Source organism: Bordetella genomosp. 9, assembly GCF_002119725.1.
Taxonomy (GTDB): Bacteria; Pseudomonadota; Gammaproteobacteria; order Burkholderiales; family Burkholderiaceae_B; genus Bordetella_C.
Window position 1 is genome coordinate 3,904,745 of the sequence record NZ_CP021109.1, and the last position, 14,588, is coordinate 3,919,332.

The window sequence follows — 14,588 nt, forward strand, 5'->3', positions numbered from 1 at the left end:
TGCGTTCCTCCTAGACCTTGCGCCGCGCGTCCTGAATGGCGGACACGATATTCGGATAGGCGCCACAACGGCAGATATTGCCGCTCATGGCTTCCCGGACGTCGGCGTCCGACGTCCCCCAGGGTTCCTTCAACATGGCGACGGCCGACATGATCTGCCCGGAGGTGCAGTAGCCGCATTGATAGCCATCGTGCTCGACGAACGCGGCCTGCATCGGATGGAGGTTGCCGGGTTGCCCCAGGCCTTCGATCGTCGTGATGGTGTCCCCTTCGTGCGTGGCGGCGAAGCTCATGCAGGCATTCACTCGCCGGCCGTTGACGTGCACGGTACAGGCCCCGCACTGGCCGTGATCGCACCCCTTCTTGGTACCCGTCAGGTGCAGATGCTCGCGCAGCGCGTCGAGCAAGGTCGTGCGGGGATCCAGATCGAGCTGATGCGCTTCTCCGTTGACCACCAGCCGCGTCGGAATCGTTCCTGGCGGGCTGGGGGCGGCCTTGCCTGCGGCAGGCGCGTCGGCCGCCGCGCGCGTGCCGGCGGCGGCCACGTTCAAATGGGCGGCGGCGCTGGCAGACAGACCCGCGGCGCCGACGCCCGCCAGAAAGGATCTGCGGGCCGGGCGGGGCAAGCCGTCGACGCCGCCCTGCTGCGGCGTCGACGACGTGGGGATGGAACGGTTCATGAACGTCTCTCCTGGAACAAGTGCGATAGGCGATCCGGCAAAACTCGTGCCCGCCAGTTCGTACTTGGCACGCCCGGCCCGCCCACGCCGGCCTGTGGCGCAACTGCGTTCCGGACTACAAAAATTACTCGCGCACATGGATGCGAACGCAGCCAACCCCGCATTTTTATTGCCGCATATTTCCCACCTTTTCGACCGCATTTTTGGCGTTCGATCGTCCCGGCGAACCAAGGCCGGCGCACACCTTTTTTGCCGTTTTCCAAGACTGGCGCGGCCGTTCGATTTCATGCAGTATGTACCGTCCTTCAGGGGTAGCCACAGTGGCTCAATGCAGCAGAAATGGGAGCACCGCGCGCTGCTGGCGGTGACGCCGAACCTACATGCAGGTCAACTTGAAGCGGTTTGCGATCTTGGCGATCACAGCGATCACGCTCTGCGCGGGATCCGCATCGGCGCCGTCCAAAGCATCGCCGGTGGTTGACTATCCGGCCGTCGATTCGGCGGCGCCCATTTCGCTGCGGCCATATACCCAGGTCTACGAAGACCGCGACGGGCGGCTCGCCCTGGCCGACATCCTCGCCATCGAAAAAAGCGACCCGCACCGCTTCCGGCCATTGAAGGAAATGCGCCGCCTTGGCGCCTATTCGGGATCGGCATGGTGGCTGCGCACCGAGATCGTCAATGCCGCCAAGGCGCCGCACGCGCTGATACTGGTGGGCGGCCCTCCGAATCTGGAACAGGTCGATTTCTATCTCCAGCAGGACGGCCAATGGCGTCATTTCCCGGCGGGAACGATGATCCCCGCATTGCAAAAGGACGGCGCCACGGGCTACCCCGCCGCGCAGTTCACTGCGGCTCCCGGCGAGGCGGTGGCGGTATGGATAAGAATCGAAAGCGCATCTCCCATCCGACTGGAGCCCGCACTCTACACGCCGGGTTCGTTCGTTGCCGCGCGCGCCTCCGACAACATCCTGGGCGGCGTGTTGACCAGCAGCATCGCGGCGTTGGGTATCTGCGCCTTCATTCTTTTCGCGGCGTCGCATCGCAGGGCGTTCCTGTGGTTCGGCGGCATCTGCGTCACCATCGCCTTGAGCGAGGCCGCATCGCGCGCGTACATTCAACCCGTGTTCTGGTCCATGGCGTCGGGCTGGACCTACCGCCTGGAAACGGTGATTCACGCCATTGGCGCGGCCTTGACGGCGATGTTCGTTTACGCCATGGGCCAGCGCGCCGGCTTGCCGGCTGGTCATAGGAAGGTCTATGGCGTCATCGCCGCGCTGCTCGTGATATGCATCGTGCCGACACACTTCCTGCCGGTTGCGGTGCTGAGCATGGCGACCCTGGCGCTTACCGTCGTCATGGGTATCTGCTTGATGACATCGGCGCTCGGAACGGCCAGGCTGTCGCGCAACGGCGCCATCCTGCTCGCGGCCGCCGCCGTCCTTCTCCTGGCGCACGCCGCGGGGATGTCGCTGCACCTGCCCGGCGCTTCGCCGTGGTTGATTCCTTCGGCACTGCCACAGGCGGGGACGCCGCCCGTCGCGCTATTCAGCATGCTCGCCTGCGCCGTGGCTCTAACGCTATGGGCAACGCACCGGCGCAAAAGCCAGCGGGTCGCGCCGGGAAACAAGCAGCTTGCAGCAAAAGAGACCGGCAGCCTGGAACGGGACGCGGCGCCGCCGCATGCGCAGGTGCCGCCAGCAACGCCGGCCGCAGTTGCGCCTCGGGATGAGGCCGGCCACCTGGCCACCCCTCAGCAGACGTTGGTGCTTGGCTATGTGGGGCACGACCTGCGCGCGCCGCTGGCGACGATAAGCGGCTACGCGCGGCTGCTGCGGCAGACTGCCCGGCCCGAGCAGGAGTCCTATCTGGACATGATCGAGCGCAGCATCAACTACCAATTCAGCCTGATCGACGAAATCCTGGCGTATGCCGAATACGATTTGCAGCCTTTCGACATCTCGGCCGGAGACGTACAGCTTCCAGCGCTTCTCGAAGAGCTTGCACGCTTCGGGGTCTCCCTCTGCAACCACCAGGGCAACGCCTTCCGGTACATCCCCGCAACGCAGCTGCCAGCCGTCGTGCGGCTGGACGCCAAACGTACGCGGCAGGCCGTCCTGAACCTGCTCGGCAATGCGGCGAAGTTCACTCGTGACGGGACGGTGTGCTTCGAGGCCGGGGTGAACCAGCGTGACGACGGCGCGGAACTGATGCTTCAAGTCACCAACGATGGGACACCCATCCCCGTCGAGCATCAAGCCGAGATTTTTTCGGCGTTCCGGCAGCTGCGCCACCGCGATGCCGGATCCGGGCTGGGCCTTTTCATCGCCGATCGGATCGTGCACGGCATGGGCGGATCGCTTCGTTTCGACAGCAGCCCCAAACTGGGCAATCGCTTCGCCATCACCCTGCCGATCGCCGTTGCCGATGCCACGCCGATCGTCACGCGGCCGATCCATCACGTAGCGGCCCGCGACGGCGGCACACAGGGCATCGCCGCGCCGCCGCTGGCCGCCCGGCTGGCATTGGCAAAACTGGCGCGCGAGGGCGAGCTTTCGGAAATCCAGCAGTGGACTGCTGAAACGCGGCAGCACCATCCGCAGTACGAAGCGTTCTATCGCGCTGTCGACCAGTGCGTCGACAACTTCGATATGGAGTGTCTGCAGCGGCTGGCGCTACTTGGCATAACGTGACGCTCAGGTTTTCGGGATCCGTCCGAATTCGCGGCCGTCGTCGTCCGGCGCTGTTGGCGTCTCTCTAATCTCTGCCCCCGCTCGACGGTCTATCCACCGCCATCGCTGGCGCCAGACCGGGAGACTGCCGTACGCCCGCGATGATGGACATACCCCCCATGCTGGTTTCGCCCTTTGGAAAGGCGTGTCGAAACGACCACGCCGCCACCGACCCCGAACCGACCGATGTGACCGCGCAGGAGGTCGTCGCGCGCTTGGCCATGACGACCCGCGCCTTCCCGGCTCGCACAGCGATACGCCACGGTCCGGCGTGCTGCACGTACGCCCAACTTTGGGCCGCATCGGAACGCGTGGCGGCAGGATTGCGGGATCATGGCGTACGGGCGCGCACGCCTTTGGGCATCGGCCTGCCAGCATCGATCCCCTGGTTGGCCGCCGTGCTTGGCATCGCCAAGTGCGATGCAAGCTGCGCGCTTCTCGATCTGCAACGCGGCCGCGAGTGGCTCGCGCAGCGGATTGCCGACACCGGAGCGCGTTACGTCATCAGCAACAGGGAACACCGGCATCTGTTCAGCGGGCCCGTGCTGCCCATCGAGGCGTTGCTGGCCTGCAGGGCCGATGGCCGGCACCCCGAATCGTTTTTGCCGTTTGGCGCAACCGGCGCCACGCCAGCCGTTGAGAAGGCTCCTGCGGACGGCTGCGCGGAGTGCGTGGCATGGGCGCCGGGAGCCTGCCCGCCGCCCTCGCTGTGGCATAGCCTATGGCGAATCGCAAGCGGCGCCACCATGGTTCTTGCCGAGGCCGACGCCATCCCGTACGACGCCCAGGCACATGGCGCGACCGCGCTGCGCATGGCAGGCAGCATCGTTGGCCTGTCCGCGAAGGCGCCGGCTCACGCCTGAACCGAAAGACCGTGCCGTCATCCGCTTCGCAAGGCGCGCTGCGGTGTCGGCGTCCTGCGCAAGGGCGGGAGGAACCGTGCAGGCCGGCCAGGCACAGATCGCGTCCTGCAATTCATGCCATCCGTGCGAGCGCCATGCAAGTCACACCTGCAGCTTCGGCCCGCGACGCGGTCAGCCCCGCGGCCGACGCGAATCATCCCCCGCATATCGACGACGGCCTGGCGATCGCACTCGCTGCGCCGCTTCCGCTACCCGCCGACGGCCACTCACCCGCCGCAGCGCAGCCGGCGGAAGATCGCGGCGGCGCGCATGCCGCCGGATCACATTGGCAGCGCAAGACACGGACGCCGATCCGGTCCCGCAGAAACACGCCGGGCCACGTCGCTGCGCCGCCGCCGGCGCCGCGCTGGGCCGATCGGCTGGCCGACGCTTTCCTGCGGCTGCAAGCCACCGGCTACACGCCATGCACGCCGCTGGAAAACGACGAGACGGTGATGAACGCCCTTGCTCGCGCAAGCGGGCTTTACCCGGCCGACGCGCAGCCGCACGCAATGAGCGCGGGCCAAAAACGGTTTCTCGCAGGGCATTTGGCGATGAGCCTGACGCGGGACATCCATTGGGACATCGAGTTGTCCCCCAGCGCGGGCAGCGATGGCGGCGTCTACATCGAGCACGGCGTGGTGCGCAACGGCACGGCGATGAGTATCGCGGCGGCTCGAGCCGCATTGGCGGGCCGCATCGATGCGGTGCTGCGGGCCACGGGCGTACCGCCGGCTCAGCGTGGCTGGCTCGCGCCGGCGTTGTGCGACGCCCTTATTGCGGACCCCACACTGGGGCTCAGGCCGCCGCCTGCGGACATCCGTTATGGCAGCCGTCAATGGGCGACGCTGTGGATGGGCCTTGCGCTGTCGCGGGAGCTGGCGTTGCCGCCCGCCCCGGGCATCGGGGACGTCATTGCGCTCGGGCAGGCCGCCATGACGGATCCCGATAGCAATCTTTCCACGCAGGCGCTGCTGCGAATGGCGCAGGCCGCCGGCGCTATCGACGCGGCGCATCTGGCTGGCGGCGACATCCAGCACCCGCTGACACAGCTGCGGCAATTCGTGATGTCGCACTTCAAGGCCGAGTTCCCCCTGCTTGACGAACTGGGGGGACTGTCCCGCAGCGCCCTGGCGACGGACCTGCTCACCCAGGCCGGTATCGATGCGGACCGGCAGATCGAGGTCAAGACCTGGATCCTGCCCGCGGCATGGGGTCCCTTCAAGCTGGAACTCCCTCTGCTGTTTGCGTCGTACCGGACCGCCATCCGCGACTACTACGTCGACCGCGATACGCTGTCGGCATCGGACGTCGAAGCGCTGCGGCGCGACGCCGACGATCCGCGTCCCGACCCGGACAAGGTATTGGCCAAACTGCCGCCATCCTTGCGCACCGAGTTCGAGCGCCGCTTCGACAGCTACAAACGAGCAGCCTGCAATTATCTGGTGCGCCGCATCGGGAACTGGCTCGCATCGCCGGGCACGGCGCCCGCCGGCGAGGGCGACGCTTCGGCGCCCCGTGTGGCGGTCCACACCGTCCGCCTGCAGCGCTACCGGATCCTAAACCCGCCGCCCATGCCGGGCGCAGGCGCCGTCCTGTTGGACGAGCGTTCCAGCAAGTGGCTGATCGTCGACATCGAAAGCGGCGCTCAACGCAGCCGCGCCATTTTCGACCCCGGAACAGAAACGGCCGTACCGATTCCACCCGGACTGGACATCCGCACGTGGGCATCCGGCAATACCGGATTGTTGTTCGAAGGGTATGCGCGGCAAGCACCGCCCGCGCCGCCGGCAGGCGCCACGCCCCGCACGCTCATCGATCATCAGAAAACGGCCATCGCGGTGGACGCCCTGGCGCAAGGACCGCTTGACGACCTATCCGCCTGGCTTTCCCCGGCGCTGGCGTCCCGCATCGAGCGTGCACGCGCCGCCGCAGCGGGACAGAGCGCGTCCGAGACGCTGAAGGAAATTGAACGTGGACTCGTCCCCTTCCGGGGCGCTTATCTGGCGATACGGAACGGCGACCTGGCCGGCGCGGTGCTTTCCGGGCTGCTCGATGTGGCCGCCTTCCTGCCCGGCATTGGCGAAGGAATCAAAACCGGCATGACCGCGGCGCGCGCCGCCGAGGCCGCCCTGCAGGCCGGGCTGGCCGGATGGCGCAATGAAGGCTTGCGCACGGGCCTGATATTGGCGTCGCGACGGGCGGGGCAATTCGCCGGCACGCTCGGCCGGCAGGCTGCCGCGCTGGCCGCGACGCTGGCGCGTGATTCCGTGCCGCACCCCTATGTGTGGCTGAGCCCCGCGGACATGATGGGCCGTGCCGGAGTCGATGACGCCATGCGCACCGCCGCCCAGCTTGCCGACACGCATCCGGCGATCGCGCAGCACGCCTGGCAAGCCGGGCAACGCATGGCTGGCGCGGACTTCGAGGACGGGCGTTGGGTCGTTGCTTCTCAGTCGGAATCTGCGGCGTCCGCGACCCGGGCGGCGCCGCCCGCCGGCGCTGCGGACGATATCGCGCTTGCCGACACGCCGCTTTATCTCACGGCGCAAGACGGGCGCGGGGCGGCGCTGCCCCTGCAACGTCATGGAGACGACGGCTACGTCCAGTTCAACCCGGAAACGCTGGAACCGGTCGGCCCTTTGCTGCTGCCAGACCGCGCCGGCAAGCTGCAGTCCTCATTGCCCGTCGATCTTCTGCAACGTCACCACGTTCGAGAACGCGAGGTGCTGGACGCCCTGACCCGCACGCCGATGCGCGAAGACGGCACGCTCGCGCTCGGCGACCGCATCTACGCGCGCGTCGGGGGCGACTATCTGGAGCTTCTCCGGGACCGGGCTGCATCGACGCCTGGCAGGACGGTTTGGACGGTCGTCGACGTCCCGGGCCCTGCCACGCGGCATGCCGGCGTGCGCATCGTCCACGACCGGCTCACCGGTGTCTGGCGCCTCGCGGAACGACCCGGGCTGAAAGGCGGCGGCAATCCCATCAACGCCATCCGCGCTTATTGGCACCGCCGTCGCGCACGCGCGGAAGACGCGGCGATGACCCGCCAAAGCCACGAGATTGCACACCGCTTCCTGGCGGCGAGCTACAACGCCGCTTCGCTCAATGTCTGGCACTACCCGGATGCGGTGCGCGCGCAATACCCAGGGCTGATCGCCCGGTCGCTGGATGACCATTTCATAAAAGGCCCGGACGGCAGAATCCGCCGCTTCCCCGGCGGATTCGTCGCGGATGGCTGTTTCATCCGCGGATACTCGCGCCTGCTCGACCCGGAGCTGCTGCGGGCGACCGACATGATGGCCGACTTTTCGCAGCTGAATGGCGCGAAGGTGCTTGCCGGATACGCTTTGAACGATGGCACGGGGACGGTGTCCTTTCTGGAGGACGGCAAGCGCATCGCCTCGCTTGCCCACTGGGGCGGGGTCTATCCGCTGTCCGACGGCGCCTATCTGTTCGCCGCGCCGACCCTGGCAGGCGACGCGCATGCATGTGAACAGATGCTCTTGTCACAGGCGAAACCGCGCCGGGAAGTGCTGGACGAGCTGCGCCGCACCAGCCCCAGCGGCCCGCGCGACGCCACCCCGCAAACGGCGATCAACCGCCTGCTCGCATCGCTGGCGCGACGTCTGCGCGCGGCGCCATACCGGCTGCCGCTCAAGGGCGTACGACATGACGAAGCGATGAAGCGCTTGAAGGAGTCCCTGTCCCAGCATGGGCCCTGCATCCTTCACCGAAACGGAAGAATGGTCATGCTCGACGCGATAGAGCAGGACGGCGAAGGCGTGTGGCTGGTCATTCGGGATCCCCTTACCTGCACGCGCGCCCGCGTGCCGGATTGCGAAGAATTCTGGAGCAATCGCACCGCCGCGATGGTTGCTACCGCGGCCCGAGGCGAGTGGACGCTTCCCGACGTCGATGCGGTGTTTATCCCGCAAGACACCCGGCTTCTGCACCGGGCGCTTTCGAGCGCATCGAGCAGCTTGACGCCTGGCTCGCCCAGCCCGCTCGTTTCGCCGGCATAACGGCCGACGAACGCGCGCGGGCCGCCTCGCCGAGGCGCCCGCGGGCGCGTCCCTTACTTGAACGCTGCGCCGGGATCGCCGTCGCCGTACACGCTCGTCCCATACCCGCCCTGGACATCGATCTTCACCGAGGACGGGTCGATCTGCGATTGGTCGCCCTTGTAGTGCATCACCATGGCGGGCATCAGCATCACCGCGGCCACCATCAGCAGCTGGATGACGATGAACGGCACCGACCCCCAGTAGATCTGGCCGGTGGTGACCGGCGCGATCGTGCGGCCCGTCACCCTGTCGCGGTAAGGATCCTTGGGCGCGACCGAGCGCAGGTAGAACAGCGCGAAGCCGAAGGGCGGATGCATGAACGAGGTCTGCATGTTCACCGCCAGGATCACGCCGAACCAGATCAGGTCGATGCCCATCTTGTCGGCCACCGGCCCGAGCAGCGGCACGATGATGAAGGCCAGTTCGAAGAAGTCCAGAAAGAAGGCCAGCACGAAGGTCAGCACGCTGACCACGATCAGAAAGCCCCACTGACCGCCCGGCAGGCCGGTCAGCAGATGCTCCACCCACAGGTCGCCGTTCACGCCGCGGAAGGTCAGGCCGAACACCGTCGAACCGACCAGGATGAACACCACGAAGCACGACAGCTTGGTGGTGGTGTCCATGGCCTGCTTGAGCAGATCCAGCGACAGGCGCCGGCGGATCAGCGCCATCACGATGGCGCCCACCGCGCCCATCGCCCCGCCCTCGGTGGGCGTGGCCACGCCGATGAAGATGGTCCCCAGCACCAGGAAGATCAGGAACAGCGGCGGGATCATCACGAAGGTGACCCGCTCGGCCAGCGCCGACAGCAGCCCCAGCTTGAGCACCTTGTTCACGATGGCGATGACAAAGGCGGTCAGACCCCACAGCAGCAGGCTCACCACGATCCGTTCGTCCATCGGCGCCGCATCGTTCTCCAGCCAGCGGCCCATCAGCCACGCCGCGGCCACCGAGATCGCCATCAGCACCAGCAGCGAGCGCCCGCCGCGCGTGCCGTTGGCCTCGCGAAAGCGCCGCGCCTCCTCGGGCAGCGCCGGCGCGCAGGACGGCTTGATCAGGCACATGATGGCCACATACACAATGTAGGCGCCGGCCAGCAGAAACCCCGGCACCATCGCGGCGCGGTACATGTCGCCGATGGACCGGCCCAGCTGGTCGGCCAGGATGATCAGCACCAGCGACGGCGGAATGATCTGCGACAAGGTGCCCGAGGCGGCGATCACCCCGCTGGCAAGCCGCCGGTCATAGCCGTAGCGCAGCATGATCGGCAGCGAGATCAGCCCCATCGAGATCACCGAAGCCGACACCACCCCGGTGGTGGCCGCCAGCATGGCGCCCACGAACACCACCGCGAAGGCCAGCCCCCCGCGCACGGTGCCGAACAACTGCCCGATGGTCTCCAGCAGGTCCTCGGCCATGCCCGAGCGTTCCAGCACCAGCCCCATCAACGTGAAAAACGGCACCGCGAGCAAGGTGTCGTTGGAGATGATGCCGAACACCCGCTGCGGCAGCGCCTGGAACAGCGCCGGCGTCAGCAGCCCCAGCTCGATTCCGATCAATCCATACAGAATGCCGTTGGCCGCCAGCGCAAAGGCCACCGGAAACCCCAGCAGCAGAAACACCACGAGCGTGGCGAACATGATGGGCGCCAGATTGGCGATGAAGAATTCCATTTTTCAGTTATCCATGGTGCTACACAGTGCCCCGCGCCGCGCCCGACGACGCCGCGACCGGCCCCGCCGATCCGCCAGCGCCGCCCCAAAGCGCAGGTTCGCCGCACAAATCCGATCTATTCGCACAAGCCCCACCAGAACCCGTTTCGCCACCCCACCACCGCACCTGCACGACGAAACGCAGCCCCTCCGAAACGCACCTCTCGCAACCCCACCCCGTCCCACAAGAACCAGGCCCCCATCGGGGCGCCGCGGATCCGGCTCCGCCGGTCCGCAGGCGCGCCCCCTTGAGGGGGAAGCGCGGAAGCGCTTCGGGGGTGGGCCTACCCCCGCCCCCTTGAGGGGGAAGCGCGTCAGCGCTTCGGGGGTGGGCCTTACACGCCTCTGGACTGGGCCTCGCGGGCGATTTCTTCCGCCAGCTCTTCCTCGGCCGATTTCGCGACATCGCGCCGCATCGGATCCTCGCAACGTCCGAGCAGATAGCCAACGCACTTGATCAGGTGCGAGATCCCGGCCAGCACCAGCAGCGTGAAGCCGACCGGAATCAGCAGCTTGACCGGCCAGCGCACCAGGCCGCCGGAATTCGACGACTGTTCGTTGGTCAGCCACGACTCGGTGAACACCGGCCAGGACAGCACCAGAATCAGCACGCAGGCGGGCAGCAGGAAAAACAGCACGCCGAAGATCTCGATCCAGATCTGCTTGCGGCGCGACAGGCGCGCGGACAGGATGTCCACCCGCACGTGCTCGTTTTTCAGCAGGGTATAGCCCGAGGCCAGCAGGAACATGGCCCCGAACATGTACCACTGCAGCTCCAGCCAGGCGTTCGAACTGGTATGCAATACCTTGCGCACCACCGCGTTGCCCGCGCTGACCAGCACCACCAGCAGCGTCACCCATGTCACCGCGCGGCCCACGCGCAGGTTTATCGCGTCGATTAGACGCGATAAGGCAAGTAAAGCCTTCATCACAGCTCGCTTACTTTCCGTCGCGTGGAATCGTACCCATGTAGCCGTCGTAACTGCCGTCGGCAACTCGGAACCACGGGATCTCGTTGTCGCGGAAGGCCACCATGTCGTCGTAGATTTTCTTGAACATGGCGCTCTTCTCGCTCATCTCCTTGTAAACCTTCAAGGACTCGGCGTAGCACGCGTCCATGACAGGCTTCGGGAACGAACGCAGCACCGCGCCATTTGCGATCAGCCGCCGCAGCGCGGCCGGATTCTCGGCGTCATACTTCGCGATCATGTCGTTGGTGGCAGCCGCCGCGGCCTGCTCCAGCACGGCCTGATAGTGCTTGGGCAGCTTGTTGTAGGCGTCCTGGTTGACGTACAGGGACACCTGCAGCGTGCCTTCCCACCAGCCCGGGAAGTAATAGTATTTCGCGACTTTATTGAAGCCGAGCTTTTCGTCGTCGTAGGGCCCGATCCACTCGGCGCCGTCGATAGTGCCTTTTTCCAGGGCGGGATAGATATCGCCACCCGCGATCTGCTGGGGCACCACGCCCAGGCGCGACAGCACCGCGCCCGCGAAGGCGCTCACGCGGAACTTCAGCCCTTTCAGGTCGTCCACCGTCTTGATTTCGTTGCGGAACCATCCGCCCATCTGGGTGCCGGTGTAGCCGCAGGGAAAATTGACGATGTTGTAGTTCTTGAACAGGTCCCGCATCAGCTTCAGGCCGTTGCCATGGCGCATCCAGGCGTTCATCTGGCGCGTGTTCAGGCCGAAAGGCACCGCCGCGTCGAAGCTCAGCGCCGGGTCCTTGCCGAAGTAGTAATACGAAGCGCTGTGACCGCATTCCACCGTGCCGTTCTGCACGCCATCGAGCACCTGCAGGGCCGGTACGATCTCGCCTGCGGGAAAAGCGCGAATGGCGAACTTGCCACCGGTGGCTTCACCCACGTACTTGGCCAGGTTTTCGCCGCCGCTGTAGATGGCGTCGGCGCTGCGCGGGAAGCTGGATGCCAGGCGCCAATGGATGGTGGGCGCGTCCTGGGCAAAAACCGGGGAAGCGAGCGTGGCGCTACCGGCGGCCGCGCCCAACGCGGCGTTTTTCAGGAACGAACGGCGTTGCATTGCGGGTGTCTCCTGGGTGTAGGAAGAAATCGTCTTGCGCGGCGCCGCCCGGGTAGGACGGCCGCGGTCATCTTTTTGTGCACAGAGCTTTCAGGGCCCTGTCATTCCGGGTCGGAATCTTAAGGGCGAAATTGCCGTCCGCGCGCTTGCGGATAACCCTTAAATCATTGTTACAGCTGCCGCCGTAAAAACAGGGACGTTTCAAGGCGCGTCTTTGGCGTGTCCCGCACGTCACCCGCGTCACTGCCGTCAGTCCACCGCTCGCTAGAATGATTCTCCACTAAAACAAAGACGCCCCGGCAGGGGCGATGGAGAGCCCCCCGATGAGACGCCATTTCGCCCCCGCCTGCCTGGCTATCGCCCTTTCGTCGCTTGGCGCCGCGGCGGCCGCGCAGACCGCGCCAGGGCAACCTGCGCCGCCCGCCACCCCGAACGCGACGTCGGCGTCCTCCGCGGCTCCTTCTTCCGATGCGGGCCACGGCGGCGCGGGCCTAGCCGCTTCCCAAGCGCCGGACGCCGCGGCCAAACCGGCCGCCGCCCACCGGCGCGACGAATTCTTCTGGCTGGGGGAAATCAACAAGGCCACCGCCGTGATCAATACCGATCAAGGCCTGCTCGACAAAGCCATGGCGCCGCAACTGGCCGCCGCGGTCGCCAAAGTCATTCAGGATGGCAACCAGCCGGGCGGCAAGCGGCCGTCAACCGTCATCACGTTCGAACCGCTACTGATCAAGGCCGGGGGCATGGACGTCACGCTGCTGCACGCAGGCCGCTCCAGCCAGGACATGCACGCCACCTATCGCGCCGCCATCCTGCGCGACAAACTGCTGGAGCTGGCCGACCAGCTCAACATCACGTCGGCCACCCTGGTGGATCTCGCGGCCAGGCATGCCGGCACTATCGTCCCCAACTACACCAATGGGGTTGCCGCCCAGCCGAACAGCTACGGTCACTACCTGTTGGGCCATGCCGCCGCGCTGGACCGCGATGCGCAACGCATTCGCGAAGCCTACGCGCGCATCGACCGTTCCCCTATGGGCACCACTGTCCTGAACGGCACAAGCTGGCCCCTGGACCGCCAGCGCATGGCGGACTACCTGGGCTTCAGCCGACTGGTCGACAACGCCTACGACGCGTCGCAGATTTCATCCATGGACGAGCCGGTGGAGGTTGCGTCCATCGTCACCAGCATCGCGCTGCACACCGGCAATTTCATCGAAGACATCATGACGCAGTATGCGCAGTCGCGGCCGTGGATCCTGCTGCAGGAAGGCGGCGGCAACACCTATGTATCCAGCGCCATGCCGCAGAAGCGCAACCCCGGGTTGCTCAACTCGACGCGCAGCGATGCGTCCACGGCGCTCACGCTGGCGATGGGCCCAGTCATCCAGACGCACAACATCACCCCCGGCATGTCCGATCCCAAGGAAGTGGCGCAGAACTCGGCCATGGTGGACAGCGCCATCAAGGCCTTGAAGAAGTGGGATCGCGTAATGAAAGCGCTGGTCATCAACCCCGACCGCGCCCTGGAAGAATTGAACAGCGATTGGACCGCTTCCCAGGAACTGGCCGACGTCCTGATGCGCAAGTACCAGCTTCCCTTCCGCGAAGGCCACCACTTTGCTTCGGAAGTCGTGGAATATGCACGTCAGCACGATATCAAGCCGCTGGACTTTCCCTACGCCCAGGCGCAGCGCATCTATGCCGAGACCGTGAAGGGCACCCGGTACCCGCAGGCGCTGCCGATGAGCGAGGCCGAATTCCGGTCTACCCTGGACCCGGTCGCCATCGTGAAGAACCGCGCCACAGCCGGCGGCCCCCAACCGGCGGAAATGGACCGCATGCTCAAGGATGCCCGCGATCGTCTGGCAGCCCAGGCGGCGTGGATTTCGCAGCATCGAGAACATATCGACGATGCGCTGGCGCGCCTGGACAAGGACTTCGACCGGCTGCTGGACAGCGGCAAGGACAGCCCCGATCAGCCCGCCAGCGGCAATGCGGGATTCCACGCGACTTCCCACAAATAGCCGTCCGGGTCCTGGAAATAGCCGGCATAGCCGCCCCAGAAGGTTTTGCCGGCGGGCTTGACGACCTGGCCGCCCGCCTGGCGCGCCTGCTCCAGGACGGCGTCGACTTCGGTTTCGTTGCGCACGTTGTGCGCCAGGGCAAAACTTGGGACGCCCGGCGTCGCGGCAGGCAGACCGGTGTCGTGCGCCAGGTCTTCCCGCCCCCAGAGCGCCAGCTTCAGGCCGGGCTGCATATCGAAGAACGCCACCGCGCCGTGCTCGAACTCCACGCCGACGATGCCTTCGGTCGCCAGACCCATGCCGTCACGGTAGAAATGCACCGCGCGTTCCAAGTCGGAGACGCCCAGCGTAATGAAAGAAATGCGGGATTCCATTTTGACTCCTCCTTGGTGTGGACGCGCGCCGTTCAAGCGGGCTGCCATGACGGAG

10 protein-coding genes are annotated in these 14,588 nt (G+C 66.2%); 5 read left to right on the forward strand and 5 right to left on the reverse strand.

The features are described from left to right. Positions 1 to 10: 10 nt before the first annotated feature. Positions 11 to 679, reverse strand: a complete 669-nt coding sequence (locus CAL13_RS18000; protein ID WP_232467694.1) for a (2Fe-2S)-binding protein — start codon at positions 677 to 679, stop codon at positions 11 to 13. On the opposite strand from CAL13_RS18000, the gene CAL13_RS21290 reads away from it, so the two are divergent. The 4 genes from CAL13_RS21290 to CAL13_RS18015 all read left to right on the forward strand — a co-directional run bounded on the left by CAL13_RS21290 (position 678) and on the right by CAL13_RS18015 (position 8,341). Further along, positions 678 to 1,160 (forward strand): hypothetical protein, encoded by a 483-nt coding sequence (locus tag CAL13_RS21290; RefSeq protein ID WP_157664895.1) that lies wholly within the window; start codon positions 678 to 680, stop codon positions 1,158 to 1,160. The genes CAL13_RS18000 and CAL13_RS21290 overlap by 2 nt on opposite strands. Then, positions 1,153 to 3,372, forward strand: coding sequence for a sensor histidine kinase (locus CAL13_RS18005; RefSeq protein ID WP_198297862.1), 2,220 nt, complete (start codon positions 1,153 to 1,155; stop codon positions 3,370 to 3,372). Before CAL13_RS21290 ends, CAL13_RS18005 begins: the two co-directional genes overlap by 8 nt. Positions 3,373 to 3,632: 260 nt before the next feature. Continuing rightward, a complete protein-coding gene (locus CAL13_RS18010) occupies positions 3,633 to 4,274 on the forward strand; it encodes an AMP-binding protein (protein WP_232467851.1) in 642 nt (213 codons plus the stop codon). Positions 4,275 to 4,408: 134 nt separating this feature from the next. Next, positions 4,409 to 8,341: a hypothetical protein gene (locus CAL13_RS18015; protein ID WP_086073138.1), complete on the forward strand. Its 3,933-nt coding sequence runs from the start codon at positions 4,409 to 4,411 to the stop codon at positions 8,339 to 8,341. A 53-nt stretch (positions 8,342 to 8,394) separates the two neighbouring features. Here CAL13_RS18015 and CAL13_RS18020 read toward each other — a convergent pair whose 3' ends face one another. The 3 genes from CAL13_RS18020 to CAL13_RS18030 form a co-directional block, all read right to left on the reverse strand. After that, on the reverse strand, positions 8,395 to 10,056 hold the full coding sequence (locus CAL13_RS18020; protein WP_086073139.1) for a TRAP transporter large permease: 1,662 nt from the start codon (positions 10,054 to 10,056) through the stop codon (positions 8,395 to 8,397). A 374-nt stretch (positions 10,057 to 10,430) separates the two neighbouring features. Next, positions 10,431 to 11,024 carry a TRAP transporter small permease subunit gene (locus CAL13_RS18025; protein WP_086073140.1) on the reverse strand — a complete coding sequence of 198 codons (594 nt, stop codon included), beginning with the start codon at positions 11,022 to 11,024 and terminating at the stop codon, positions 10,431 to 10,433. Positions 11,025 to 11,034: 10 nt separating this feature from the next. Then, on the reverse strand, positions 11,035 to 12,132 hold the full coding sequence (locus tag CAL13_RS18030; RefSeq protein WP_086073141.1) for a TRAP transporter substrate-binding protein: 1,098 nt from the start codon (positions 12,130 to 12,132) through the stop codon (positions 11,035 to 11,037). 323 nt (positions 12,133 to 12,455) lie between these two features. On the opposite strand from CAL13_RS18030, the gene CAL13_RS18035 reads away from it, so the two are divergent. Continuing rightward, positions 12,456 to 14,159 (forward strand): argininosuccinate lyase, encoded by a 1,704-nt coding sequence (locus CAL13_RS18035; RefSeq protein WP_086073142.1) that lies wholly within the window; start codon positions 12,456 to 12,458, stop codon positions 14,157 to 14,159. Here CAL13_RS18035 and CAL13_RS18040 read toward each other — a convergent pair. After that, complete coding sequence (locus tag CAL13_RS18040) at positions 14,111 to 14,533, reverse strand: VOC family protein (RefSeq protein ID WP_086073143.1); 423 nt, start codon at positions 14,531 to 14,533, stop codon at positions 14,111 to 14,113. The genes CAL13_RS18035 and CAL13_RS18040 overlap by 49 nt on opposite strands. Between the last annotated feature and the right edge of the window lie 55 nt (positions 14,534 to 14,588).

Excerpts from the sequence above, each read along its gene's own strand:
- CAL13_RS18015 (WP_086073138.1), top strand. The coding sequence starts at position 4,409 with ATGCAAGTCACACCTGCAGCTTCGGCCCGCGACGCGGTCAGCCCCGCG.
- CAL13_RS18000 (WP_232467694.1), bottom strand. The coding sequence starts at position 679 with ATGAACCGTTCCATCCCCACGTCGTCGACGCCGCAGCAGGGCGGCGTC.
- CAL13_RS18035 (WP_086073142.1), top strand. The coding sequence starts at position 12,456 with ATGAGACGCCATTTCGCCCCCGCCTGCCTGGCTATCGCCCTTTCGTCG.
- CAL13_RS18030 (WP_086073141.1), bottom strand. The coding sequence starts at position 12,132 with ATGCAACGCCGTTCGTTCCTGAAAAACGCCGCGTTGGGCGCGGCCGCC.
- CAL13_RS18025 (WP_086073140.1), bottom strand. The coding sequence starts at position 11,024 with ATGAAGGCTTTACTTGCCTTATCGCGTCTAATCGACGCGATAAACCTG.
- CAL13_RS18010 (WP_232467851.1), top strand. The coding sequence starts at position 3,633 with ATGACGACCCGCGCCTTCCCGGCTCGCACAGCGATACGCCACGGTCCG.
- CAL13_RS18020 (WP_086073139.1), bottom strand. The coding sequence starts at position 10,056 with ATGGAATTCTTCATCGCCAATCTGGCGCCCATCATGTTCGCCACGCTC.
- CAL13_RS18040 (WP_086073143.1), bottom strand. The coding sequence starts at position 14,533 with ATGGAATCCCGCATTTCTTTCATTACGCTGGGCGTCTCCGACTTGGAA.
- CAL13_RS21290 (WP_157664895.1), top strand. The coding sequence starts at position 678 with ATGAACGTCTCTCCTGGAACAAGTGCGATAGGCGATCCGGCAAAACTC.